The 25,128-nt window shown below is 69.8% G+C and carries 24 protein-coding genes; 16 read left to right on the top strand and 8 right to left on the bottom strand.

Annotated features, from left to right (window positions below; all coding sequences use genetic code 11):
- Positions 1 to 107 precede the first annotated feature (107 nt).
- Complete coding sequence (locus PKF00_RS02310; protein ID WP_271215633.1) at positions 108 to 911, top strand: aminotransferase class IV family protein; 804 nt, start codon at positions 108 to 110, stop codon at positions 909 to 911.
- On the opposite strand, the gene PKF00_RS02315 is transcribed toward PKF00_RS02310, so the two are convergent.
- Together PKF00_RS02315 and PKF00_RS02320 are read right to left on the bottom strand one after the other, a co-directional pair.
- Positions 881 to 1,366 (bottom strand): DUF6069 family protein, encoded by a 486-nt coding sequence (locus tag PKF00_RS02315; protein WP_271215634.1) that lies wholly within the window; start codon positions 1,364 to 1,366, stop codon positions 881 to 883. The two genes, PKF00_RS02310 and PKF00_RS02315, sit on opposite strands and share 31 nt — an antisense overlap.
- A gap of 83 nt (positions 1,367 to 1,449) precedes the next feature.
- On the bottom strand, positions 1,450 to 2,478 hold the full coding sequence (locus tag PKF00_RS02320; protein WP_271215635.1) for an RNA polymerase subunit sigma-70: 1,029 nt from the start codon (positions 2,476 to 2,478) through the stop codon (positions 1,450 to 1,452).
- 382 nt (positions 2,479 to 2,860) lie between these two features.
- On the opposite strand from PKF00_RS02320, the gene PKF00_RS02325 reads away from it, so the two are divergent.
- Positions 2,861 to 3,385 (top strand): P-loop nucleotide/nucleoside kinase family protein, encoded by a 525-nt coding sequence (locus PKF00_RS02325; protein WP_271215636.1) that lies wholly within the window; start codon positions 2,861 to 2,863, stop codon positions 3,383 to 3,385.
- Between the two features lie 66 nt (positions 3,386 to 3,451).
- On the opposite strand, the gene PKF00_RS02330 is transcribed toward PKF00_RS02325, so the two are convergent.
- On the bottom strand, positions 3,452 to 3,892 hold the full coding sequence (locus PKF00_RS02330; protein WP_271215637.1) for a hypothetical protein: 441 nt from the start codon (positions 3,890 to 3,892) through the stop codon (positions 3,452 to 3,454).
- 275 nt (positions 3,893 to 4,167) lie between these two features.
- On the opposite strand from PKF00_RS02330, the gene PKF00_RS02335 reads away from it, so the two are divergent.
- Positions 4,168 to 5,130: a helix-turn-helix domain-containing protein gene (locus tag PKF00_RS02335; protein WP_271215638.1), complete on the top strand. Its 963-nt coding sequence runs from the start codon at positions 4,168 to 4,170 to the stop codon at positions 5,128 to 5,130.
- A 3-nt stretch (positions 5,131 to 5,133) separates the two neighbouring features.
- On the opposite strand, the gene PKF00_RS02340 is transcribed toward PKF00_RS02335, so the two are convergent.
- Positions 5,134 to 8,640, bottom strand: a complete 3,507-nt coding sequence (locus PKF00_RS02340; protein WP_271215639.1) for a S8 family peptidase — start codon at positions 8,638 to 8,640, stop codon at positions 5,134 to 5,136.
- Positions 8,641 to 9,049: 409 nt separating this feature from the next.
- Between PKF00_RS02340 and PKF00_RS02345 the strand changes: the two genes are divergently transcribed.
- From PKF00_RS02345 to PKF00_RS02385, 9 genes are read left to right on the top strand one after another with little or no spacing between them, the layout of a single operon-like run.
- A complete protein-coding gene (locus tag PKF00_RS02345; protein WP_271215640.1) occupies positions 9,050 to 9,949 on the top strand; it encodes a fumarylacetoacetate hydrolase family protein in 900 nt (299 codons plus the stop codon).
- 33 nt (positions 9,950 to 9,982) lie between these two features.
- Positions 9,983 to 10,963, top strand: a complete 981-nt coding sequence (locus PKF00_RS02350; RefSeq protein WP_271215641.1) for an ABC transporter substrate-binding protein — start codon at positions 9,983 to 9,985, stop codon at positions 10,961 to 10,963.
- 10 nt (positions 10,964 to 10,973) lie between these two features.
- Complete coding sequence (locus PKF00_RS02355) at positions 10,974 to 11,504, top strand: VOC family protein (RefSeq protein ID WP_271215642.1); 531 nt, start codon at positions 10,974 to 10,976, stop codon at positions 11,502 to 11,504.
- Positions 11,501 to 12,247 carry an ABC transporter permease gene (locus PKF00_RS02360; RefSeq protein ID WP_271215643.1) on the top strand — a complete coding sequence of 249 codons (747 nt, stop codon included), beginning with the start codon at positions 11,501 to 11,503 and terminating at the stop codon, positions 12,245 to 12,247. Before PKF00_RS02355 ends, PKF00_RS02360 begins: the two co-directional genes overlap by 4 nt.
- Before the next feature lie 37 nt (positions 12,248 to 12,284).
- On the top strand, positions 12,285 to 12,686 hold the full coding sequence (locus PKF00_RS02365) for a VOC family protein (protein WP_271215644.1): 402 nt from the start codon (positions 12,285 to 12,287) through the stop codon (positions 12,684 to 12,686).
- Positions 12,683 to 13,465: an ABC transporter ATP-binding protein gene (locus PKF00_RS02370; RefSeq protein ID WP_271215645.1), complete on the top strand. Its 783-nt coding sequence runs from the start codon at positions 12,683 to 12,685 to the stop codon at positions 13,463 to 13,465. The genes PKF00_RS02365 and PKF00_RS02370 overlap by 4 nt, the downstream gene beginning before the upstream one ends.
- Before the next feature lies 1 nt (position 13,466).
- A complete protein-coding gene (locus PKF00_RS02375; protein ID WP_271215646.1) occupies positions 13,467 to 14,348 on the top strand; it encodes a dihydrodipicolinate synthase family protein in 882 nt (293 codons plus the stop codon).
- Positions 14,348 to 14,923, top strand: coding sequence for a malonic semialdehyde reductase (locus PKF00_RS02380; RefSeq protein WP_271215647.1), 576 nt, complete (start codon positions 14,348 to 14,350; stop codon positions 14,921 to 14,923). The genes PKF00_RS02375 and PKF00_RS02380 overlap by 1 nt, the downstream gene beginning before the upstream one ends.
- On the top strand, positions 14,908 to 15,576 hold the full coding sequence (locus PKF00_RS02385; RefSeq protein WP_271215648.1) for a GntR family transcriptional regulator: 669 nt from the start codon (positions 14,908 to 14,910) through the stop codon (positions 15,574 to 15,576). The genes PKF00_RS02380 and PKF00_RS02385 overlap by 16 nt, the downstream gene beginning before the upstream one ends.
- Before the next feature lie 141 nt (positions 15,577 to 15,717).
- Here the strand turns inward: PKF00_RS02385 and PKF00_RS02390 are convergent, their stop codons facing one another.
- A complete protein-coding gene (locus PKF00_RS02390; RefSeq protein WP_271215649.1) occupies positions 15,718 to 16,677 on the bottom strand; it encodes a helix-turn-helix transcriptional regulator in 960 nt (319 codons plus the stop codon).
- A gap of 62 nt (positions 16,678 to 16,739) precedes the next feature.
- Between PKF00_RS02390 and PKF00_RS02395 the strand changes: the two genes are divergently transcribed.
- From PKF00_RS02395 to PKF00_RS02410, 4 genes are all read left to right on the top strand, one after another.
- Complete coding sequence (locus tag PKF00_RS02395; protein ID WP_271215650.1) at positions 16,740 to 17,858, top strand: epoxide hydrolase family protein; 1,119 nt, start codon at positions 16,740 to 16,742, stop codon at positions 17,856 to 17,858.
- Positions 17,859 to 18,148: 290 nt separating this feature from the next.
- Positions 18,149 to 19,075, top strand: coding sequence for an NADP-dependent oxidoreductase (locus PKF00_RS02400; RefSeq protein ID WP_271215651.1), 927 nt, complete (start codon positions 18,149 to 18,151; stop codon positions 19,073 to 19,075).
- 4 nt (positions 19,076 to 19,079) lie between these two features.
- The gene (locus PKF00_RS02405) at positions 19,080 to 20,018 is read left to right on the top strand and encodes an AraC family transcriptional regulator (protein WP_271215652.1); all 939 of its coding nucleotides are present in this window, start codon (positions 19,080 to 19,082) and stop codon (positions 20,016 to 20,018) included.
- Positions 20,019 to 20,343: 325 nt separating this feature from the next.
- Entirely contained in the window at positions 20,344 to 20,889 is a 546-nt protein-coding gene (locus tag PKF00_RS02410) for a dihydrofolate reductase family protein (RefSeq protein WP_271215653.1), read from the top strand.
- 226 nt (positions 20,890 to 21,115) lie between these two features.
- Here the strand turns inward: PKF00_RS02410 and PKF00_RS02415 are convergent, their stop codons facing one another.
- The 3 genes from PKF00_RS02415 to PKF00_RS02425 form a co-directional block, all read right to left on the bottom strand.
- Positions 21,116 to 22,459 carry an erythromycin esterase family protein gene (locus tag PKF00_RS02415; RefSeq protein WP_271215654.1) on the bottom strand — a complete coding sequence of 448 codons (1,344 nt, stop codon included), beginning with the start codon at positions 22,457 to 22,459 and terminating at the stop codon, positions 21,116 to 21,118.
- A gap of 261 nt (positions 22,460 to 22,720) precedes the next feature.
- Entirely contained in the window at positions 22,721 to 23,761 is a 1,041-nt protein-coding gene (locus PKF00_RS02420) for a hypothetical protein (RefSeq protein ID WP_271215655.1), read from the bottom strand.
- 154 nt (positions 23,762 to 23,915) lie between these two features.
- Positions 23,916 to 25,097 carry a serine hydrolase domain-containing protein gene (locus PKF00_RS02425; RefSeq protein WP_271215656.1) on the bottom strand — a complete coding sequence of 394 codons (1,182 nt, stop codon included), beginning with the start codon at positions 25,095 to 25,097 and terminating at the stop codon, positions 23,916 to 23,918.
- Positions 25,098 to 25,128: the final 31 nt, after the last annotated feature.

The raw sequence follows: 25,128 nt of genomic DNA on the forward strand, positions 1-25,128 counted from the left end.
CCCGTAGTTGACCTTTCCATTGATGTGAGGCCCTAACGTCGCCCCATGGCCGGACATTCCATGTGGTTTGTCCGCAGATCATTAATTTCGCACTGCTGGAGCCATGTATGTCCTCTTTTGTTGCTCAACGTAACGGCCACGCGGCGAGCGCCGAGGAGTTGGCGCCGCTCGCCTTCGCGGGCTATGCCCACTTCACCGCCATGCAGGCGCGTGGAGGTCAGGTCCGGGGTCTCGACCTCCACCTGGAGCGGTTGCGATTCGCCTCCGAGGAGCTGTTCGGTCAGGCACTGCCCGACGATCGGGTGCGGGCCTGTCTGCGGGCGGCGCTGCAGGCCGGTCCGGCCGACCTTTCGTTGACGGCCACGGTGTACTCCTCAGGGGGCGAGTTCACGGTGGAAGGGGCTCATCCGGAACTCGAACTGCTGGTGCGTACCGGACCGGCCGCGTCCGGCCCGCGGGGCCCGCTCACGCTGGCGGTGGTCGAGTACGAACGGTTCCTCCCGACCGTGAAGCATGTCGGCGAGGTGGCCAAGACGTATTTTCTCCGCCAGGCCGTTCGGCAGGGCTTCGACGACGCCGCCTTCGTCGACCGCCGGGGGCGGCTCAGTGAGGGGTCGATCTGGAATCTGGCCTTCTGGGACGGCGCCACGGTGGTGTGGCCCGAGGCTGAGATGCTGGGCGGCATCACGATGGGTGTCGTCCGTCGGCAGTTGGACCGCCTCGGTGTGCCCCAACGCGTCCAGGAGGTCACGCACGCGGACCTGCCGACGTTGGCGGGAGCCGCCGTCATGAACTCATGGACGCCGGGAGTGGCGGTGCGTCGGATCGGCTCCGTGTCCCTGCCTGAAGCGTCGTCCTTCGTCGAGGTGCTGCACCGGGCCTACCAGGCCGAACCGCTCACCTCGCCGTAGGAGCCGGTCCGGGCGCGGAGGCTCCGCGCCAGGGCGGGGATCATCACCGTCGCGGGGACGAGGTGCAGCCCGAGGAGGGCGGTGACGGTGGCGGTGTTCGCCCCGCAGAGGAGGGGCGGAACCAGCGAGATCGCGGTCAGCGACACCGCCGTCCACACGAATCGCTCGGCGGGGCGGGCGCTCCAGCGAAGAAGAGCGGCGGCGATGACGATGCCCACGACCGAGAAGAAGCCGGTCACCACGGCGAACCCGGGCAACGGGATCGTCTCGCCGCCATCGGGGACCTCGAAGTCGACGCCGACGGCCTGGGCGAGCGCGGCGGCGAGGGTGGTGGCCGCCATCGCTGCGAGCGTGGCGACGAAGCCGGTGCCGGCGAGCCCGCGGAGTCGGCGGGTGTGGCTTGTCCGGCCCGACGCCGGGCCTGCGACGACCCCGGTGTCATTCGTGCTGTTCATGTCATCCTCCATCGTTCGGTGACCGGCGTAGGGGTGTGTCGACACACGCGCGCCGCCGCGCAGCGCGAGCGTCCGCACCGGGACTACTCCGTGCCGTCCGCCGGCAGGCGCTCCGGCAGGCCGAGCCGCGGGAACCGGTCGTCGTGGAATATGACGATCTCGGTGATCGCCCCGCCGGTGACGCGCAGGACGTCGATCGTCAGCGGCAGGTACGCGCCCTCCCGCTGCCGCCAGAGGTAGAAGGCGACGGCGGGTTGCCGGTTCACGGAGGTGGGGACGGCGCGCAGGCGCTTCAGGTCCTTGAAGCCGCTCTCGACCCAGTCGTTCACCACCGTGTCGCGGCCGACGTACAGGCCCGGCGTGGGCGGCATCGAGCAGCGGACGTCGTCCCGCAGCAGTGCGGCGAGCCCGTCGATGTCCGTGGCCACGCTGGCGTCGGTGAAGCGGCGCACCACCTCTCGCGTCCCGGCGTCCTCCTGGCCGCCGGTCCAGTCCTGCCGCTCGGCGGGCAGGTGCTCCCGCATGCCGGCGCGGGCCCGCTGCAGCGCGCTGTTCACGGAGTTGACGGAGTCCCCGAGGAGCTCCGCGACGTCCTTCGCCGGCCAGCCGAGCACGTCCCGCAGGATCAGCACGGCCCGCGGGCGCGGCGCGAGGTGCTGGACCGCGACCAGGTACGCCAGCTCGATCGTCTCCCGCGCGACGGCGACGGTCTCCGGCTCGTCCGCGTCGCCCGCGGGCAGCTCGTCGAGCAGCCGGTCCGGGTAGGGCTGCAGCCACAGCACCTCGCCGCCGGTCGCAGGCTCCGGGCGGCACTTGGCGAGCAGGTCCAGGCAGGCGTTGGTGGCGATCCGGTACAGCCAGGCCCGGAACGTCGACCGCCCCTCGAAGGTCTCCCGCCGCCGCCAGGCACGGAGGAACGTCTCCTGCACGGTGTCCTCGGCGTCCTCGAACGATCCGAGCATCCGGTAGCAGTGCACGTGCAGCTCCCGCCGGTGCCGCTCCGCCAGCCCCGAGAACGCCGGCTCGTCGACCTCGCCCAGACCGCTCCCGCCCAGACCGCTCCCGCCCAGACCGCTCACGCCCAGCTCCTCCAGCCGCGTGTCCGCACTCATCGCGTCATCCTTCCGCCTCGTCGTGTCCCGTCGTAGGTATGACGGGTGCGGGCGCGACAACTCATCACCGGGGTCGGCCGGCATGGCTGATCCGGTGACGGATCCGGTGGCGGAGCACGACGCGCGGTACGGCGAGGAGGGCGCGGGTCCGCCGGAGCAGGCGCGGCGCAGGTTCCGGACGAGGGCGCGGCCGGCGATCACGACTTCGCGGTCCGGTCGGTTCGCAGGCCGCGCATCGGTCCTGGCCTGCGCTTCGGGTGACCGTGATCGGCTTCGATCGGGGTGTTCGCACACTGAGCCTTCTCGTCCTGCGTAGCGGTCGGTCTCGGACCGCCGCCACTGTCGTTGCCCTTCCACCGAAGGGCCCTTAACGTGTCGCAGCGTGACAGCGTCCAAGCCCCTCGTGTATCTCCTCACGGGTCACCCCGGCTCCGGCAAGACCACATACGCCAAGCAGCTTGCGCGACGCGGCGTCGTACGCCTGTCCGTCGACGAAGAAGTCATGGCCCGCCACGGGCGCTTCGGTGTGGACTACCCCGCCCACGACCACCTTGAACGGCAGCGCCCCGTCCTCAAGGAAATCCAGGAAAGGCTGATCCAGCTCATCGGATCGGGCCACTCGGTCGTACTGGACCACGGACTCGGCCGGCGCGGCGACCGCGACCACTACAAGGGCGTGGTCGAACGGCACGGGGGCTCTTGGCGGCTCCTGCACTTCAAGGTCGACGCCGACGAGCTCATCCGCAGGGTGACGGACCGTAACCAGCGTCAGGAGGGCAGCCCGATGAGCCTGGAGATCCTGAGATGGATCATCGAAAACTCCGAGGAGCCGGTTGACGAAGGTCAGGTACTCGTGACCGCCGAGCGCCCCTTCCACGGTCAGGACCTCGTTCCCGGCCCAGGGTGAGCGCGTGCCGCCGTGTTCCTGGCGGGCGGTGGTTCCCGCCAGGTTCGAGATCACGGTCGGCTCACGTCAGCTTCCGCTGCCGCCTTTCCACGTCGGGTCTTCGATCGCGACGCACGGCCCGACCTGGCCGGTGATCATGTGCGCCGTCAGCCGCCACAGCATTTCCCGCTTCTCCGTCTCGGGGGTCTCCTCCTCGTTTCCGGCGAACTCCAGCACCAGTGTCTGGTCTTCGCCGATGCGCCGGGGGTCGATCTCCAGCCCGCCGTCGACCATACGGGCGACCGCGGTGGAGTCCGGCCCCATGGCCGTCACCCGGCCGACCGTCTTTCCCCTGCCCGTCCTGCACTCCTTGCCGGGCGGGAGGTAGCTGATGTCGGCCCTGACGCCCGCCGCGTCCAGGTCCCGCTCCAGCCGGTCGGCGTCCTTGAACTCGTGGATCCGCACTTCGACCGTGCCGTCGGCGTTCTTGCTCACGGCGTAGGCGGACGTCTCCGTCCCCGTCAGCACGGAGACCGCGAACGCCGCCGCCGGGACGACGAGGGCCAGCGCGCTCCCTGCGAGCAGTCGGCGGGCTGGATCGGCGTCCGGTCTCCCTACAATGGCCCGGTGAACCGCGCATTTCGGCTAGATGACCTCAAAGTGCTACGTGTCGGTGTGAAATGGGCTGACGTGGGCCCGGGTGTGCTTCCCGTCTGGATCGCCGGAACGGACGTCCCCATGCGCGTGTTCGCCGTCCCGGCCCCGGTCACGGCGGAGATCCTCGACCGGGTCTCCCGAATGACGTGCTGAGCGCCGCGGGGCTGAGCGCCGAGGAGGAGGCCGCCTACCGGCTGCTGGTCAGAACCGCCGGAGTCGAGCCCGCCGAGCTGGCGGAAGAGCTCGGCGTCGAGAGTGAGGCGGCACGGCGGACGCTCGGCTCCCTGCTCGCCAAGGGGCTGGCGCGGGCCGTACCGGGAGAGTCCGACAGGTTCACCGCTGTCGCGCCCGACGTGGCGCTCGCGGCCCGGCTGCACAGGCGGCAGGAGGAGGTGGACCGGGCCAGGCAGGCCGTGGAGCAGCTCACCGGGGAGTACCTGGTCCATGCGCGACGCCGCGAGGCCGCCCAGCTGATCGAGGTGATCACCAGCAGGACGGCGCTGCGCGAGCAGTTGCGCCTGCTGCAGGACAACGCCCGCCACGAGGTCGTCAGCCTCTGCCGGGCCGGGCACGTGGCGATGACCTCGCAGGAGAACACCGAGGAGCTGGCCGCGCTGCGACGCGGGGTCGGCTATCGCGTCCTGTACGAAAGCGTCCTGCTTGAGGAACCGGGCATGCTGGTCAACCTCGCCGAGGGAATCAGGCTGGGTGAGCGGGCACGCGCCCTGCCCACCCTGCCGGTACGGATGATCATCGCGGACGGCGAGCTGGGCGTGCTCCCGCTGATCCAGCACACCGGCGGGCTGACCCAGCTCACCGCGGCGCTGATCAGGCCGAGCAGCCTGCTGGACGCGCTCGGGGCGCTGTTCGAGAGCCTCTGGGAGCGGGCCACCCCCGTCAGTCTCACCAGGTCGGAAAGCCCGCTCGACTCCGACCACCTCTACCTGCTGTCGCTGCTGGTGGCGGGCGTCTCCGACAAGTCGATCGCCACGCAGCTGAAGGTGTCGCAGCGAACCGTCCAGCGCCGGATCACCCACCTGATGGAGCAGGCGGGCGCCCAGACCAGAATGCAGCTGGCCTGGCACGCCGCCCGTGAGAACTGGTTGTGACGGTCAGTACGCCCTGATCACCGTCTGCCTTATCTGGTTGCCGCCGGAGTCGGCGGCGGTGACGCGAAGCGACGGACGCGGGCGGAGGACGACCGCGCTGTAGCGACCGTGGCCGAGGGGGAGAACCGGCTGCCTGCGCCAGGTCGCGCCGTCGTCGTAGGACAGCTCCAGCCGCAGGTCCTTGACGGTCAGTCCGCTCACGCCCTTCTGGTGCCGTACGGCGAAGCCGAGCAGGCCGGGCCGCACGTCGTAGTCGACCTGCAGCAGCGGCAGCACCTGCTGGCCCCGCTTCGACCTGAACGTCCAGGACGTCTCGGTCGCGATCGCCCGCGTCCACTGCTCGGAGGTCCGCTTGGTGGACAGCTCAAGGCGGTACTCGGCCTCCTGCGGCACGGCGGGGAAGGCGCCCCAGGCGTCCTCGCGTTCCTCCACGAGCTCGCCGTTCCTCAGGAGTCTCGCCGAGACGCCGTCGTTGTCGACCCCCGCGCGGGAGGCGTGGCCGGAGGCGTCGACGAACTCGGGGACGCGGATCTCCAGGGTGTCGCCGGTGCGGGTGGAGGGAGTCAGCCAGTCGGGGATGGCGGGCCGTACGACGGGCGCGTGCCAGCTCTCGCCGATCCGCTGACCGGGCTGGTAGGCGCGGGGCGGCTCGGTCAGTCCGTCCCGCAGCCGGTTCATGTCGTCCCAGGTGAACTGGTGGTTGACGATGTGCTGCCAGAAGGAGCCGTTCGCGCTGACGTGCTCGGCCCGGCGCGACGGCGTCCTCACGATCCGCTGCGTCTCCATCTGGTTGCCCAGGGAGTAGGCCTGCCAGGGCCGCCAGCCGAACCGCTGCTCCTTGGCCCAGCCGAACCCGCCCGTGTGATGGTATTCGGTGTCCACGCGCGCGGTGTTGCGGTTGCTCACCTCGTGCACGATCTTGTCCGGCACGTGCCCGCCGGAGACCTGCATGACGTCGTAGAGGTACGGCGACGCCGTCGTCCCGCTGATGTCCAGCAGGGTGTGGCCCTTCCTGACCTGTTCGAGCAGCCGCTGTCCGTGATCGTTGGCGATCAGCATGACCGGGATGGGCAGCGACACCCTGCCCGGGTTCCAGCCGCGCCCGAGCGCGTCGTCGGGAGTCATCACGATGATCGCGGCGACCGCTCCCGCCGCCACCGCCGCCTCGGCGGCGTCTCCCCACCCCACTGACGGGTCGTCCAGCACGGCGACCTTGCCCCGGGCGCCGCCCGTCCCCTGCACGAGCCGCCACAGGTGACGGCCCTCCACGCCGGGCGAGCCGCCCAGGAAGCCCATCGGGTACGGGGAACCCGCCACCCGTGCGGAGATCTTCGGAGCGGTCAGCTGCCAGCGGGAGGCGAACTCGAACGTGCCCTCGCCGACCGGCCGGGTCGGTGAGACGTTGAGCCCCTCGACGACGTCGAAGTTCATGACGCCCTGGGAGATCTCGCGCGAGCCGAAGGCGCGGTGGGTGAAGTAGGTGAAGATCCCCACCTGCTCCGCCGGCTCGCTCACCTTGACGGTGACGGGGCTGGTTCTGCGATAGTCGAGGAGCACCTCCAGGTCGCGGTCGACCTTGAGCTCCGGAATGACGACGAGCCCGTCGCGCGGGTGCATGCGGCCCCACCCGGTCGCCAGGTTGATCGCCTGCGTCATGTAGGTGCCCTCGGAGACCTCCACGGTCAGGCCCTGCTCGGGCACCCAGGTGAAGACGTCGTCCTGCTGCGACGCGCCGAACATCGACAGGGTGTCGGTGCTGGTGGGCTTGCCCGCCGCGTCCACGGCGGTGAAGCGGACGCTGTGCTGGGGTCCCTTCCAGGTGAGCGCCAGCGTGGTGTGCACGGTCTCGGCTCCCGCGGTCGCGGTGACGTGCCCGCCGTATCTGCCGAAGGGCAGCGTGGCCAGGTCCACGCGGACCTGGACCTCGGCGGTGCCGCCGGCCGCGACGGTGACGCTCCGCGCGCTGAGCACGGCGTCCTTGAGGGTGCTGGAGAGCTCCAGCGTGACCGGCGCCGCCGTGCCGTTGGTGTAGACGATCGTGCCCTCGGCCGTGCCCGTCCCCTCACCCTTCTGGTGTTTGCCGAGGTTGACCACGCCGGTGGCCGTCACGCCCTGCCGCAGGGCACGCGCCACGTCGAGCCTGCCCGCGCCCGCGTCGTCGACCTGCTGGCCGGCCACCGTCGTGGCCGAGTCCATCAGGGCGTCCTTGATCTGCCCCGCCTTCCACTCCGGATGGCGCTGTTTGAGGATCGCGGCGGCCCCCGCCACGTGCGGAGTGGCCATGGAGGTGCCCGACGCGGCCGTGTAGTGCTCGTCGACGGGCTGGCCCATGCCGGTGCCCGCCGCCCTGGCCGCGACGATGCCCACGCCCGGCGCCGTGAGGTCCGGCTTGGGCGCGTCGTCCAGGCGCGGACCCCTGCTGGAGAAGTCCGCGATGACGTCCTTGCCGTCGACGGCGCCGACGGTCAGCGCGGAGGTGGCCGCTCCCGGGCTGCCCACGGAGTAGGCCGCGCCGTCGTTGCCCGCCGCGACCACGAAGAGCGCACCGGTCCGCTCGGTGAGATTGTCGACGGCGACGCTGAGCGGGTCGGTGCCGTCGGTGACGTCACCGCCGAGGCTCATGTTGATCACCGACGCCCCCTCGGCGGCGGCCCATTCCATGCCTTCGATGACGCCGGACAGGGTGCCGGACCCGTCGTCGCCGAGCACCTTGCCGATGATCAGCTCCGCGCCGGGGGCGACGCCCTTCTTGCCGACCCCGCCCGCGATGGTGGCGGCCACGTGGGTGCCGTGCCCGTGGGCGTCGTTCACGTTCGGGTCGCCGGTGAACACCCTGGTCTGCTTCACCCGGCCCGCGAGATCCCGGTGGGTCGCGTCGACCCCGGTGTCGAGGACGGCGACCTTGACGCCCTTGCCGTCGAACCCGGCCTGCCACGCCTCAGGCGCTCCCACCTGCGGCACACTGTGGTCGAGCGAGACCTTGACCTTGGCGTCGAGCCAGATCTTCGTCACGCCCTGGGCCAGGCTCGCCCGCTCCTCGGCCAGAGACTTCCACAGCTGGCCGATCGTGCGCTTGTCCGCGGAGACGGCCCGCCCGTTGACGCTCTCCAGCGGAGTCGCGGTCCTGGTGGTCATGGCGTCGTAGACGAACAGCAGTGGCAGCCTGTCCGCCGCCGCGTCGTCGTAGCCCTGCTCGATCAGGTCGGTCACGGAGAACAGGCTCGGGTCCAGCCGCTTGGCCGCCAGGTAGGGCACCATGTCAGCCGGCAGGACCCGCAGCTCGCCGTTCTCCTCGGTGGTGTGGAAGCCCATCCGGTCTCGGCCGGGGCCCGGCTTCACCTCCACCGCGTGTCTGCCCTGCCCCGCTTCCCTGACGGTCACCACGTCACCGGTGATCAGGGTGACGCGGTGGACGTCGAAAGCGGCGGGTTGCGTCGTTGCCGGGTACGGAGAGCTCAGGAGGGCGGCGGCGGACACTCCCACCGCCGCCACATGTGCGGACCAGTGCATGGGGGGCAAACCTCTCGCGTCAACAAACCGTGATCACGAGAGTGAGCGCCGACAGGCCCTGCCCGCCAGCGTTCAGGCCTGCCGTTTGTCTGCCATGTCGTTGATGCGACACGGCCCGCCGCCCTGACGCCGCCCGAGCACGCGGCGTGGACACCGGTCCCGGCCTGTGGCGGGACCACGGGCCGCCCCTCGAACCGCGTGCCCTGGGCCGGCATCCGATACCGGCCCGCACGGGTCGGGCGGCGGGTTCGTCCCCATGACGTGACCGGCGAGGGCCGCCGGGGGCCGGGTGCTTCGGCCGGGCACCCGACCGTCTCTCAACATGTGCTCACATCAGAACTATTGCATGCCCATCTCCCGATGTGTATACATCTCGTTAACGAAAGCACACATCCGAAGGAGGTGTGGCGTGAGCTGGTTCGCCCTCGCCACTTATCGGGCCGCCGACGAGACCAGACCGGCCCTGGCGCTGGCCCCCGACCGTGTGCACGACCTGGGCGCGATCATGACCGCGCTCGACCGCTCCGGGCCGGTGCCGACCGTCGCCGAGCTGATGTCGGCCTGGCCCGAGCACGAGGAGGACATCTGCGCCCTGGCCGAACAGGCCAGGGAACTCGACGGGCTGGCCGACGTGAGCGCCCATGTCGTCGAGCCCTACCGCCCTGCCCGGATCTTCGCCGCGGCCTCGAACTTCGTGGACCACGCCGACGAGATGGGCACGGTGCTCGCGGCCAAGGCGGACAGCCAGCCGTTCGTGTTCATGAAGGCCGACTCCTCGGTGATCGGACCCGGCGAGAGCGTGGTGATCCCCGCGACGTCGGAGCAGGTGGACTGGGAGGTCGAGCTGGCCGCCGTGATCGGCGTCGGCGGCCGGGACATCCCCGTCGAGCGGGCGCTCGACCACGTGGCGGGTTACTCGATCCTCAACGACGTCTCCGCCCGCGACCTCAACATGCGCACCGACTTCCCCTTCGCCTTCGACTGGTTCAGGGGGAAGTGCTTCGACACGTTCGCGCCGTTCGGTCCCTGGGTGGTGCCCGCCCGGTTCGTGCCCGACCCGCAGCAGGTCGGGCTCCGCCTGGCGGTCAACGGCGAGGTCATGCAGGACGGCAAGACCAACGAGATGATCTTCACGCTGGCGGAGCAGATCGCCTACCTGTCGAGCATCCTCACACTCCGCCCCGGCGACGTGCTGGCCACCGGCACACCCGACGGGGTCGGCATGGGCCGTGGCGTCTACCTCGCGCGTGGCGATGTCATGCGCGCCGAGATCGACGTCATCGGCGTTCTGGAGAACCCGGTGCGCTAGCCCCGCACCGGCAAACCCCCCAAAGGAGTCCAGATGGACATTGCCCGGCGCGCGGCAGCGCTCCTCGTCCTGCCGTTGCTGGCCGCGTGCGGCGCGACAGAGGCGGAGGCGGGCGGGGACCTGACGAAGGTGACCTTCAACCTCGCCTGGTTCCCGCAGGGCAGCCTGGGCGGCGTCTTCGCCGCGATCGACCAGGGGTACTACAAGGAGGAAGGCCTGAGCGTGGAGCCCGTCCGGGGGTACGGCGGCACGCGTACGGTCAACGAGATCGACCAGGGCCAGTTCGACTACGGCTACGCCGACCCGATCAGCGTCATCCTGAACCGCGCCAAGAAGGGCGGCACGGTCATGGTCGGCGCGCTCAACACCGTCTGGCCCGGCGGGCTCTGCTACGACGCGGGCAAGCGGACCGTCGACGACCTGGCCGGCCTGAAGGGCCTGGTGCTGGGCGGCGGCTCGACCTCGCCGATCCAGAGCCTGCTGCCGGTCTGGCTGGCGCGCAACGGCCTGCCCGCCGACCACATCAAGATCATCAAGATGGATCCGGCGGTCATCGACTCCGCCCTGGTCCAGGGCAAGATCGACCTGTCGGACTGCTGGGCCGGCAGCAACCGGGCCACCGTGCTCGACCTGGCCAAGAAGGCCGGCAAGCAGATCAAGTGGCTCGACTACCGCGATCACAACCTCGACATGTACGGCAACGGCATCGTCACCTCCGCCGACCGTCTTCAGAAGGATCCCGAGCAGGTCAGGAAGTTCCTGCGGGCGACCTACAAGGGCTACGCCTACATGAAGGCCAACCCGGACGAGGTCGTCGGAATCATCGCGAAGAAGTATCCGGAGATGAACCGCGAGGTGCTCGCCAGCCAGGTCGGCGACATGAACACGCTCATCGGCGACGGCAAGGGGCTCTTCGACGAGGCCCGGATGAAGTCCACCGCCGAGATCATCGGGACCGCCTTCAAGGTCGACGTCCCGGCCACCGACGTCTACACCAACGACTACCTGAAGTGAGGCGGTACCCATGCCCAAGCCTCGTCCCCGCAAGCTCGGCCACCTGGTCCTGCAGGTGCGCGACATCCAGGCGTCCGCCAGGTTCTACACCGAGATCGTCGGTCTGACCGTCTCGGACTGGATCGGCGACCAGATGTGCTTCCTGCGTGCCGGAACCGACCACCACGACCTGGGCCTGGCCCAGCTCCCGCCCGAGACCGCCGCGCTGCCGCCCCGCGAGGTCGGCGAGCGCGCAGGGCTGGAGCACTTCTCCTACGAGGTCGGCAGCCTGGCCGAGATCGAGGGGATCGCCGACTTCCTGGAGGAGAAGGGCGTCGAGATCGTCCGCGGAATCGGCAAGCACGGCCCCGGCGAGAACCTCTTCCTGGTCTTCCGCGACCCCGACGGCAACTTCGTGGAGTTCTACGCCGACATGGTGCGGATCGACGCCGACCACCCGTACGAGCCGTCGGTGTGGGAGGACAACCTCGACGCCTACGACCAGTGGCGCTTCGAGAAGTTCCGGGTGCCGGCGCCCGGCCTCTACCAGGAAAAGGCGTGAGGCGGATCGCCGAACCGGCTCTGCTGGCCGCGGTGCTGCTGGCGCTGTGGGAGTGGCTGCCGGGACTGCTCGGGCTCAAGTCCTACCTGCTGCCGCGACTGAGCGAGGTGGCGGCGGCGGGCTGGGAGTCGCGGGAGACGATGCTGGAGTATCTCTGGATCACCACCGGCGAGGTGCTCATCGGTTTCCTCACCGCGGCGGTCGGAGGCGTCGCGCTGGCGGTGCTGATCTACGGTTCGCCGGCGCTGCGGCGCACGCTCTACCCGCTGCTGGTCGGGCTGCAGGGACTGCCCAAAGTGGCGCTCGCCCCGCTGTTCGTCGTGTGGTTCGGCTACGGGCTGGGCTCGAAGGCGCTGATGGCCTTCCTGTTCGCGTTCTTCCCCGTGGCCATCGCCACCCTCGGCGGCCTGGCCGGCACGCCGCTGCACCTGGAGGAACACTTCCGGGCGCTGCGGGCCTCCCGCTGGGCCACCTTCACCCAGCTGCGCGTGCCGTACGCGCTGCCGGCGGTCGTCGACGGCTGCAAGGTCGCGATGCCGCTCGCGGTGATCGGCGCGATCGTCGGCGAGTTCGTCGGGGCGGAGAAGGGGCTGGGCAGCCAGATCCAGTTCGCCGCCTCCAGCAACCGCACCGACCTGGTGTTCGCCGCGCTCGTCCTGATCAGCGCGCTGTCCTTCGTGCTCTACGGCGTCATCGAACTGCTCGGCCGCCTCGTGTGGTGGCGCGGGCGCTCCACCACCTGACCCCACCATTCGAAAGCCATCTGAAAGGGAAACGACCATGGCGAAGTTGCGTCACGTGGCGCTGGCCGTACAGGACGTCGAGGCCTCGGCGAAGTTCTACAGCGAGACGTTCGAGATGGAGATCGTCGGCAAGACCGAGTCGCCGATCGCGTCGGGACTCTACCTGTCCGACGGCACGGTCTGTCTGGCACTGCTCAACTACAAGACCGACGAGGCCGCCGGGCTTGAGCGCGGCAAGGACTACGTGGGAATCCACCACTTCGGCTTCTGGTGCGACGACCTCGACCGGCAGGGCGCCACGATCAAGGACAACGGCGGCGAGTACTTCATGGATCTGCCGCTGGAGAAGGACTCGCTGTACTACGAGGCCAAGTACCGCGACCCCGACGGCGTCATCTTCGACATCACCCAGAACGGCTGGGTCGGAGCGACGAAGTGACGATTCCCGCGACCGCCGCCCCCGCGCAGGGGGCGGCGCCCGCCGCGGCCGCGATCACGCTGAAGGGCGTCTCCAAGACGTTCCCCGGCGGGATGCGAGCCCTGGAGGGGGTTGACCTGACCGTCCCCGCGGGCGAGTTCGTGGCGATCCTCGGTCCGAGCGGTTGCGGCAAGAGCACGCTGCTGCGGATCGTGGCCGACCTCATGGAGGCCGACCCGGGCGGCTCCGTCGAGGTGGACACGCCCAAGGAGCTCGGGGTGGTGTTCCAGACCAGCAACCTGCTGCCGTGGCTCACGGTCGAGGGCAACCTGACCCTGGGCGCGCGGCTGCGCGGCGTGCCGAAGGCGGACATCGCCGCCCGGGTCGGGCCGATGCTGGAGACACTGGGCCTGGAGAGCTTCGCCCGCAAGCACCCGCACGAACTGTCGGGCGGCATGCGGCAGCGGGCCGCGCTCGGCCAGACGCTGATCTGCCGCCCGAAGACCGTGCTGTTGGACGAGCCGTTCGGCGCGCTCGACGCCCTCACCCGCGACCGTCTCAACGTCGAGCTGCTGCGGCTGTGGCAGGACCTTCGCCAGACCGTGCTGCTGGTCACCCACAGCATCCCCGAGGCGGTCTTCCTGGCCGACCGGGTCATCGTGATGAGCGGCCGTCCCGGCGCGATCGCCGAGGATCTGCGCATCGACATCCCCCGCCCGCGCGACCCGGCCGAGACCCGGGCGCTGCCGGAGTTCACCGAAGCCGCGCAGCACCTGCGCAAACTGATGGGAGTCGTCTGACATGCACGAACTGCACGGCGTCGTCACCGCCACGCCGACCCCGTTCACCACGTCGGGTGAGGTGGACGAGGCACGTTTCCGCGAGCTGATCCGCTGGTTCCTGACCAGCGGCGTACACGGGATCTCCGTGGCCGGCAGCCAGGGCGAGTTCTACAGCCTGGAGACCGCCGAGCGGCTGCGCCTCATCGAGATCGCCGTGGAGGAGACCGACGGCCGGGTGCCGGTCTACGCGGGCACCGGCGCGGTCTCCACCCGCGACTCGGTCGCGCTGACCCGCGCCGCGGAGTCGATCGGCGCCGACGTCGCGATGGTCATCACCCCCTACTTCGTCTCCCCGTCCCCCGCCGAGCTGGCCGAGCACTTCCGCCAGGTCGCCGCCGCCACGACGCTGCCGGTGCTGCTCTACAACAACCCGCCGCGCACCGGCGTCACCCTCGTCCCCGCCGACCTGAGCGCCCTGGGCGGCAACGTCGTGGGAGTCAAGGACAGCGGCGGCGACCTCACCGTGGCGATCGAGCACATGCTGAACGGCGCACTGCTCTTCTCAGGGCGCGACACGATCACCCTCGCCCTGCTGCTGCACGGCGCGGCGGGCGCGATCTCCCCCGCCGCGTGCGTCTTCCCCCGTCTGCTGGTCAGGATGTACGACGAGGCCAGGGCAGGGCGGTTCGAGCAGGCCAGGGCGATCAGCGACGCCCTCGCCCCGCTGCGCCGGGCCTGGGATCTCGGTTCCTTCCCCGTCGTCATCAAGGAGGCGATGGCCCTGGCAGGGCACGACCCAGGGCCGGCCCGCGCGCCGATCGCACCGCTGTCCCCGTCCGGCAGAGCCGCGCTGGCCGAGGTCGTCGAGCGGATCCAGAAGATCGAGTCGGAGCTGCTCTGATGCTGGACCGGCTGTTCCGCGACGCCCGCACCGCCAACCGGTTCACCGCGGAGCCGGTGCCCGACGAGCTGTTGCGAGAGCTGTACGACCTGGTGAAGCTGGGCCCCACCTCGGGCAACCTGTGCCCGGCCCGCTTCGTCTTCGTCCGCACCCCCGAGGCCAGGCAACGGCTGCTCGCCTGCCTGGACGCGGGCAACGTCGTGCGCACCGGTGAGGCGCCCGTGACCGTCATCGTGGGGTGGGACGAGCGGTTCCACGAGATGGCACCCCGTCTTTTCCCCGGCCGGGACGATCTGATAACGGCCTACGCGGGGGATAATAGGAAGGATCATCGGCACGAGGTGGGCCTTCGTAACTCCAGCCTTCAGGGGGCGTATCTCATCATGGCCGCACGAGCACTCGGCCTTGACTGCGGGCCCCTGTCGGGTTTCGACAGCGTGAAGCTGGAGGCGGAGTTCTTCCCCGACGGACGGACCAAGGTGAATTTCCTGTGCAATCTGGGCCGCGCCGACCGGGCCGCGTTGTTTCCACGACTACCCCGGCTCTCATTCGAGGACGCATGCACGCTTCTGTAGGGAAGACCAGGTCGGAGGAGATCCGGCAGCGCATCGCCGACGACATCGTCTCCGGGCGGCTGAAGCCCGGACAGAAGCTCGACGAGCCCGCGCTCGCCGAGCACTACCAGGTGTCGCGCACCCCGGTGCGTGACGCGCTGCGCCAGCTCAGCGGCACGGGGTTGGTCCGCATCCTGCCCAAGAGGGGCGCGTGGGTGGCTGAGATCGACCCGCAGCAGCTCGACGAGCTGTTTGAGGCGTGCGCGGAGATCGACGCGCTGTGCGCCAAGCTGGCAGCCGTCCGGCTGACCGGCATCGAGCGCCGTCAGCTGGAGCTCGCGCACACCCAGTCCGAAGACTACGTCAGCGGCGGCGACGACGCCGGCTACGCCGTGTGCAACGAGAAGCTGCACGATCTGATCTACCAGGGCAGCCGCAACCGGGCGCTGGTCGACATCGCACGCGGCCTGCGCCAGCGGGCGGCCCCGTTCCGGCTGCCGCAGTTCTACGTCCGCAACGAGCGGATGAACGCCTCCTTCAAGGAGCACGCGCTGCTGGTCAAGGCGGTGGAGGCCGGCGACGCCGAGGCCGCCTACGTGGCGATGCACACCCACATCACGAACTCCTCGGTGCACGTCATCGAGTTCTTCAAAGAGAGCATGGCCGTGTGGTGACGACCGGCCGCGGCCGGTGAGCCCTCCCGGTCGCACGCCCCTGACGGCGGTCACCCGCCGTGTCCACGGAGGCCGACGGCCCGGTCGACGTGAGGCCGAGCGCGCCCGGCCACGACGTGTCCCCGCTCCTGGACCGGATCGTCAGGAGGTCGCTCGTGTGTAGCGGTCGGCCAGGCGGCGCAGGTGCACGAGGAGCTCCGGCGGCCCGCTGACGTGGAAGTCCGCGCCGAGCAGGCCCAGGTAGACGCCGAGGGTCTCGACCGTGTCCGCGCCGGTGTGCAGGACGCAGGTGTGTTCGTCGACGCTTTCGACCGTTCCGACCGCCGGGCTGATCCGGTCGGCGACGACCTCGGCCGGCGCGTGCACGGTGACCCGTGCCCGATGGCGCCAGGCGGCCGCGGACGCCCGGCGTGAGACGTACGCGGCGACGTCGTCGTCGGGCAGGTCGCGCGGCGTGAAGCGGGGCCCGGTCGGGGTCCGGGGGCGTACCCGGTCGACGCGGAAGGTGCGCCAGTCGCTCCGCTCGACGTCCCACGCCAGCAGGTACCAGCGGCGGCCCCAGTTGACCAGCCGGTACGGTTCGACGGTGCGCACCGTGGTCGCGCCGACATGGTCGAGGTAGTCGAACCGGAGCCGTTCCCGGTCGCGGCAGACCGCGGCCAGGGCGGTCAGGATCGCGGGGTCGACCCTGGGCCCGACGTCGTCACGGGGGACCGGCACCGTGTAGGTCTGCAGGGTGTTGACCCGGCGTCGCAGCCGGGACGGCAGCACCTGCTCCAGCTTCGCCAGCGCCCGCAGGGACGCCTCCTCGATTCCCGCGACGGCGCCGCCGGTCGCGGTCCGGAGGCCGACGGTGACGGCGACCGCCTCCTCGTCGTCGAGCAGCAGCGGCGGCAGGGCCGCGCCGGCGCCGAGCCGGTAGCCGCCGACGGCGCCGCGCGTGGCCAGCACCGGGTAGCCGAGGCCGCGCAGGCGCTCCACGTCGGTGCGGACGGTCCGCCCACTCACCCCGAGGCGCTCGGCGAGCTCGGCGCCGGTCCAGTCGCGCGGGGTTTGCAGGAGGGAGAGCAGCCGCAGCAGGCGGGCGGAGGTTTCCAACATCGCCCAAGGTTTTCAGATAATTAGGAGCGAACCCTTCCTAATGCTCCGGCAGAGTTGCCGGCATGACCGAGATCCACGAATTCCGCATCGACATCCCGCAGGCCGACCTGGACGACCTGAACGAGCGCCTGGCCCGGGTCCGCTGGACCGACGAGCTGCCCGACGCCGGCACCGACTACGGCGTCTCGCTGCGGTACCTGCAGAGCCTCGTCCAGCGGTGGCGCGACGGGTACGACTGGCGCGCCTGGGAGGCGAAGCTCAATGAGCACCCGCAGTTCACCACGACCGTCGACGGGCAGAACGTGCACTTCCTGCACGTCCGCTCACCCGAGGCGGACGCCACGCCGCTGCTGCTCACGCACGGCTGGCCGACCACGATCGTCGAGTACCTGGACGTGATCGGCCCGCTGAGCGACCCGCGGGCCCACGGCGGCGACCCGGCCGACGCCTTCCACCTGGTGATCCCCTCGGTGCCCGGTTTCGGCTTCTCCGGTCATACCGCGGAGCGGGGCTGGAACAGGTACCGGATCGCGAAGGCGTGGGCCGAGCTGATGCGCCGCCTCGGATACGAGCGGTACGGCGCGCACGGCAACGACGGCGGCTCGCTCATCTCGCCCGAGGTGGGCCGCCACGATCCCGAGCACGTCATCGGCGTGCACGTCACCCAGGTCTTCTCCTTCCCGTCCGGCGACCCGGCCGAGCTGGCCGGCCTGTCCGAAGAGGACCTGAAGAAGGTCGAGTTCCTGCGGTGGTGGCTGGACAACGGCGGCGCGTACGACAAACTGCAGTCCACCGCGCCGCAGACCCTGGCGCACGCGCTGGCCGACTCGCCGGTGGGGCAGCTGGGCTGGAACGCGCAGTTGCTCGGCCCGAACCTCGATCCGGACTACGTGCTGACCAACACGATGATCTACTGGCTGACCAACACCGCCGCGTCGTCCGCCCGCCTCTACTACGAGGACTTCCACGCCGCCGACAAGCCGGCCGAGCCCACCACCGTGCCGCTCGGGCTGGCGAACTTCGCCTGGGACTTCCAGTCGATCCGCCCGTTCGCCGAACGCGACCACAAGAACATCCTGTCCTGGAACGTCTACGACACCGGCAGCCACTTCGCCGCGCACGACGCGCCCGACCTGCTGGTCGACGACATCCGCGGCTTCTTCCGCTGGCTCCGCACCTGATCGGCTCATCACCCGGGCCATGGCCTGACCGGGAGCGTCGACGGCCTCCGTCCCCAGGGAAATCGTCGTCGACGCCCCACCCGACGAGACGCCTGAGGACCTCGGCCGGTCAGCGGTTCGTCGCCGCTCCGCAGGCCGGGCGCGAGGTGGCCGTACGGCCGGACGTCCACGGCCGAGAGTGACCGGACGGAAGACGCTGGGACATGTTTTCGAGATGGAGGGCCATTACGCGACTCATTCGATCTCCCTAACGTTGAGGGCGTCAAACCGAACGACAAGGGAGAGCTCCCATGCGTGCTGTTGTCCAGAACTCCTTCGGCGGTCCCGAGGTCCTGGAGGTCGTCGATGTCGACCGCCCCGAGCTCCTCAGTGGTGAGGTGCTCATCCGGGTCCGGGCGAGTGGCGTGAACCCCGTGGACGTCGCCGTCAGGTCGGGGGTCTATCCGTTGCTGGGTGAGCCCGGTTTCGGGGTGGGGTGGGATGTCTCCGGCGTCGTGGAGGAGGTCAGTCCGGGGGCTCGGTTCAAGGTGGGCGACGAGGTCTTCGGAATGCCCTTCTTCCCACGTGCCGCGACCGGATACGCCGAGTACGTCGCCGCCCCCTCACGGCAGGTCGCTCGTAAGCCCGCCTCGCTCGACCATGTGGAGGCCGCCGCCGTGCCGCTGGCCGCGCTGACGGCCTGGCAGGGGCTGGTGGACGCGGCGCGGGTGAAGGCCGGCGACCGGGTGCTGATCAACCGCGCCGCCGGAGGAGTCGGGCACTTCGCGGTGCAGATCGCCAAGGCGCGCGGGGCGTATGTGATCGCGTCGGCGAGCGAGGCGCGGCACGAGTTCCTGCGGAGCCTCGGAGCGGACGAGGTGATCGACTACCGGGTCACCGACTTCGAGGACGTAGTAAGTGATCTTGACATCGTCTTCGACTCGAACGCCCAGGGTTCGCGTTCACTGAGCGTGTTGCGGCGGGGCGGCACGCTGGTGACCATCATGGAGCACTGGAACCGAGAACTGGAGGCCGAGGTCGAGGCGGCCGGGCGGCACTTCGCGGGGGTTTCGGTCGAGCCTGACTACGCGTCCCTGGAGGCGATCGCCGAGCTGATCGACGCGGGACGGATCCGGCCTCACGTACAGGAGACCTTCCCGCTCGAAGAAGCGGGCAAGGCCCACGAGCTGGTCGGTTCCGGACAGGTGCAGGGAAAGGTCGTCCTGACCGTAGGGTGAGGGCGTGGACATCCTGACCGAGGCTCTGAGTTCGATGCGGACCGGGCGGCCGACGTCCGTCCGCACCGACGGCCGCGCCCCCTGGGGGCTTCGGCTTCCGGCGGTCGCGGGGGCAGGCTTCCACGTGGTGCTGCACGGGACGTGCTGGCTGGTGTCCGTGGAGGACGCTCCCGGCCATGTGAGGCCGATCGCGCTGAGCCCGGGGGACGTGGTCTTCCTGCGCGACGGCAGCGGCCACATCCTCGCCGACCACCCGTCCACACCAGCTGAGGTGGAAAGGCCGGAGCAGTTCCACCCGGGGTCGCCGATCGGCACGGTCAGGACAGGCGGCGACGGCGCGCTGACCAGCCTGCTGTGCGGCAACTACCACCTGGACCAGGGGCGGCCGCACCCGCTGGTGCGGCAACTGCCCGAGGTGATCCATCTGCGGACGGGGCCCGGTCGCCACCCGGAGCTGAGCGCCGCCGTCCAACTGCTCGGCGCGGAGCTGGAGAACCCGCGGATGGGATCGGTCGGCATCGTGCCCACGCTGATCGATTCGCTGCTGCTCTACATTCTGCGCGCCTGGCTGGAGGCTCAGCCTCCGGCGGAGGCGAAGGGGTGGGCCGCCGCGCTCGGCGACTCGGCGGTCGCACCGGCGCTGGCGGCCATTCACGAGAACCCGTCGGCCCAGTGGACCGTCGAGTCGCTGGCCGAGCGGGCCGGGCTCTCCCGCGCCGCCTTCGCCCGGCGGTTCGCGGCGCTGGTGGGGGAACCGCCCATGGCCTATCTGACCCGTTGGCGCATGACGATCGCAGCCCGGCTGCTGCGCGAGTCCGACATCCCCCTGACCGCGGTCGCGGCCCAGACCGGATACGGCTCGGAGTTCGCCTTCGCGAAAGCCTTCAAACGCGAGTACAGCCTGGCCCCCGGTGGATACCGCCGCCAGGTCAGGACGGCCTGACGGCGGAACGGTCCCCGGTGGGTGAGATCGTGCGGCGACATGGCGCACCGGCCGCCGGCGGTCCCCACCGCGTTACACGGGGGCGCTCGACACGCGATGCGATCCCCGGGCGGTTCCGTGGAGATCGCGCGGGAAATGTCGTAGCGGGACGCTAACTTCGTCATGTGTCGAGCCAAGCGATCACCGCCCGTGAGTCGGTCAAGCAGGTCGGGCGCCCTGCCCACTGACCCCCCGCATCACGCTGACGCCGCAGACGTGGCGTTCATCGGTCCCGGACCGGGGTCATGGGTCACTCTTCATAACTTCAACGACAAAGGGCAGCGAAATGGGCAAAATCATCTCGAACTTCTTCATCTCTCTGGACGGCGTGGTCGAGTCGCCGGACCAGTGGCACTTCTCGTACTTCGACGAGGAGATGGGCGCCGCGATCGGGGCGGGCATGCAGATCGCGGGGGCGTTCCTGATGGGCCGCAAGCTGTACGAGGAGTGGTCGGCCTACTGGCCGACGACGGGCGTGGACCAGGAGTTCGGCGAGTTCATCAACAACATCCCCAAGTACGTCGTGTCGAACACCCTGGAGAAGGCGGAGTGGAACAACACCACCGTCGTCTCCGGTGACGTGGCGGCCAGGCTGCGCGAGATCAAGGAGCAGACCGACGGCGCCGTCCAGATGTCCGGCTCCGCGACGACCGTGCGCTGGCTTCTCGCCAACGGGCTCCTCGACGAGCTGAACCTGCTCGTCCACCCGATCGCCGTCGGGCACGGCCGGCGGCTGTTCGAGGACACCCCGACCTACCCGCTGAAGCTGGTCAAGTCGGAGACGCTCAAGAGCGGCGTGCTCAACCTGAGCTACGTTCCGAACGTCGACTGACCGCTGCCCGCGGGACGCCGCCATGGTTCACGTTCGTCATCATGGCGACGCCCCCTTCACAGCCGCCGAACAGGAGCTGGGTGAAGCCGGGCGTCGCGCCCGGGTCCACCGTCGCCGAGATCGAGCGGCTGGAGGAGCGTCGTCTCCAGATCCGGGAGGCCGGCCTCGCGGCCGTCTTCCCCGTGGATGAGGAGGCGTCGGAGGGTTCACGCCGTGGGGCGGGCCGTCACGGCTTCAGCTTGTCGGCCTCCCGGATGTCGTGGAGGTGGATGAGGACGTCGAAGGAGCGGGCGATCGCGATGTTGGCGGGCGGATAGGGGTACTGCGTGCCGATGTTGCGCGTGGGCCGGGTGACGCCCAGCCAGGCACGCGCGGCGGCCGGGGCCTTGCGGATGTCGAGGTAGTAGTCCTGGTAACGGACCTTGTCCAGGGTGTACTCGTTCATGCCGGGCTCGGACGCCCCCACGGAGAACTTCTTCCATTCACCGCCGACAGCGGTGTCCTTCGACAGGAAGGAGCCCTGGTTGAAGGTGAAGCCGATGGGGAGGTACTTCTTGCCCATCGTGTCGCGCAGGAACGACCCCTGCGTCTTGGGATACAGCTTGGGATCACCGGCGACGTAGCCGACGTGGTCGTTCTGCGCCGACAGAAGGACCTTGTGGCCGGTGTGCCGCACCCACCAGGTGACGTTCTGGGCCATCACCTCGTCGCGGAAGCGCTCGAAGGCGGGCAGCGAGTCCGGGTCGGTGACGTCCACGGTGAAGAACTTGGTGGTCTGGGCGATGGAACGGGCGTTCTGCTCGGCCCATTCGAACGCCTCTCCGCCGGCGCCCTTCTGACTGCTGATCAGTTCCAGGGCCTGCTGCGCCTTGGCGGCGAGCTGCCGGCGTTCCGCGAGCGGCTTGCCCAGATAGGCGAAGGCGTCGTCGATCGGGCGCAGGCCGGTGTAGAGCTCGTTGAGCCGCGGCAGCGACTCCGGGTGGGTCCGCTTCACGTAGTCGGTCACCCGGCCGAAGAACTCGTCGCTCAGGGTGGGGGCGCCGAGGTCGTCGCCCATGAAGTGGACGGTGCGGCCGGGGTGGCGGCGGTTGTAGTCGCGCATCCACTCGATGAGGCTCAAGAACTCCTCGCGGTCCCACGGGGAGTTGGCCAGCGCCTCCTTGGCGATCTTACGGGCGTCGCCCTTGCCGGTCTGCAGGTAGTCGTCGATCTGGAGTCCCGCCGACCAGCTCATCTCCAGGGCGAAGGTGGTGAAGCCCTTCTCCTCGACGAGGTAGCGGAAGACCCGCTCCTTCATGGCGAAGAACTCGTGCGAGCCGTGGGTGGCCTCGCCGAGGCCGACCACCCTGGCGTCGCCGATCATCGCGCCCAGAGCTCGCAGGTCGGCCGTGTTCCCCCCGGGTTCGGTCGAGCGCAGCGGGCGGGCCGTCTGCTCCAGTGCGAAGATCGGGCTCTGCTTCTCACCGGCCGTAGCGGCCACGGCCCCCACGGGGGCGAGGACCGCCCCCATCACGATCACCGCCGCCCCCAGCAGTCTCCTCCGGCCGACGCGCTTCCGGTCCCTAGCCACGCGGTGTCCCCTTAACGTGCGTATTGCCACTTGAGAAGGATCAGACCTCATGGTGTGATCCGTACGCCAACGAGACTACGGATCACGGCAGCACGCCCCCCATGCCGCTGACCAGCGTCTTTCGGGTGAGGCGCGCCGGTGCGTCAGGGTAGGGCGGGCCCTACCCCGGGTCGCTGCGAGCCGGACGGGCGGCCCGCTCGCAGCTCTCCGTCGGATCGCCGCCCGTGCCGGATGGCTCTGTCGCGGACCACGGCGTTCTTCTCACATGGATTCGTAGCGGGTTTCGCCGAGGCGGTGTACCGCGCGAACACTTCTTTCACCGATGGAGTGCTCAGCCGCCTTGTCCATACGGTGATCCCTGTCCTCAGGCGCCCAGCAGACCGGCAACCGGTAATTGTCGCCGTCCAACGGGTTCGCGTAGCCCACGCCGACCGTTTCGGCGGGGTCCCCCTGCTTCTCGCAGATCGAATAGCTGACTTCGTCCCAGTTCGCGCCACGTGTGCAGGGCGTGGAGGCGTCGAAATCCAACCCCCTGGATCCGGAACAGTTTTTGAGGAGCCTGTCCCAGGCGGAGTCGCATGTCGCGATCCGCAGGAAGACGCCGGTCTTGAGATCTCGCAGACAGTTGACCCTCATGTTCAGGCCGAATGCGCACTCGTTGGGAGAGAGCCCTTCGACACCGCAGCCGAGATACTTGTCGAGAAGGCCGGAGCAGTTCACCCCGAGTGCGCGGCACGTGCCGAGGACCTCGAGGTACGTCGGGCAGGACAGGTCATCGCCTCGCGTGTCGCCGCGACATTCGTAGTAGGCGTCCCGCGCCCTCACACAGTCGAAACCGCTGGCCGGGTCGAAACCGTCCGGACAGCGCAGGAACTCCCTCTCGCCTCCGGCGCACACGTCGTCGGACCGCTTCGGAGTTCCTGTCCGGCACGACACGTATGATTCGAACGACGAGGCGCAGTCCTGTCCGCTGTGAAAGGACGACCGTTCTCCGGAAGAGCATTCGACTCGGACGATCAGTGCTTGCTGGCACACCGTGGATGAGTCATCCGTCGAAAGCCGCTCCACGCATTCCCGGTAACCAGGGGCTTTCGAACGGCAGTCCAAACCTCTCGGCCCTCGCCCCTTCGGGCAGACGTCGTCGGCCGCGACATGCGAATCACGGTCACTGTGAATCTCGTGCCATGTCGGCTGCGGCCGCGAGATGCTCGGGGCGGTCGTGGTCGTGGAACAGCCGACCAGGATGGAAACGGCCGCGAACACGACCAGGAAGACCCGGATTCGCCGCCTCGCTGCGGCCATTCACCCTCCCGGTCGATTTCGTGTTCGGCGTGCGGGCGTGGACGGAACGGGCCTGCCATGACGATATATCACGGTGGATCAGTCGCGGCGTCTCGCGTGGAAACGCACCCGGAGTCGAAAGCCGGAAAAGCGCGACGGGTGAATCGGGCGTCTGTCAGGCCCGCGTCTTGATCGCGCTGTGGACCGCCTCGAGGAGGGCGGCGGCTCTTCTGTCCGGCACGCCTTCTCGGATGTGGTTCATGACGTAGCCGAAGGCGAGGCCGAGCGCCGGGTCGGCGAAGCCGAGCGATCCGCCGTAGCCGGGAAACCCGAAGGCGGTCGGGCTGTACCAGAAGGCGTCGGGCGTCGGCAGGCCGAAACCGGTGCCGAGCCGGACGGGCACCCGCAGGACGCGGTCGACGCCGCTGACCTGTTCCGCGGTCGCCGCGGCCAGGGTGTCGGGGGTGAGAACGCGATGCCCGTCGACCTCGCCGATGAGCGCGGCGTAGAAGCGGGCCAGTGCGCGGGCCGTGCAGACGCCGTTGGTCGAAGGCATCTCGGCGGACTGCTCGTCGGGGTCGTCGTGGTTCAGCATCGGCGTGACGACGCTCATCGACCTCATGGTCAGGGAGGTGGGATCGGCGTAGGCCCTCATCATCTCGCGCGCGGGCTCGGGAAGGGCGTCCAGGTCGATCCGGGCCAGGGCGTCCAGGTCGAGCGGGGCGGCGACGATCCGGCTGACCCGGTGCCGCTCGGTTTTCGGCAGTCCGATCCACAGGTCCAGGCCGAGCGGCGCGGCGATCTCTTCGGCGAGGAAGGTGCCGAGGCTGCGGCCGGTCACCCGGCGGACGACTTCTCCGACCAGCCAGCCGTAGGTGTGCGCGTGATAGCCGTGCTCGGCGCCCGGCTCCCAGGAGGGGCGCTGGGCGGCCAGCGCGGTCGTCATCGGGTGCCAGGCGATCGCCTCCGCCGGGGTGATCGGATGGTCGATCGCGGGCAGCCCGGCCTGGTGGGTGAGCAGCCAGCGGACCGGGATGCGGTCCTTTCCGTTCGCCGCGAACTCCGGCCAGTACTCGGCGACGGGTGCGTCGAGGTCCAGTTCGCCCCGCTGGGCCAGCAGGTGCGCGCAGGCGGCGGTGATGCCCTTGGTGGTGGAGAACACGACCTGCAGGGTGTCGCGCTCCCAACGGCGGCCGGTCCCGGGATCGGCGATTCCGCCCCACAGGTCGACGACTTTCCGGCCGTGCAGGTAGACGCCGACGGCGGCCCCCACTTCCTGCCCGCCGGCCAGGTTGGCCGCGAACGCCTCGCGCACTCCTTCGAACCCCGGTGCGGTGGTACCGCTGATTTCGGGCATGCGTCATCGCCTTCCGGATGGGTGTTCGTCA

The sequence above is a fragment of the Streptosporangium carneum genome (genome assembly GCF_027922005.1).
Classification (GTDB): Bacteria; Actinomycetota; Actinomycetes; order Streptosporangiales; family Streptosporangiaceae; genus Streptosporangium; species Streptosporangium carneum.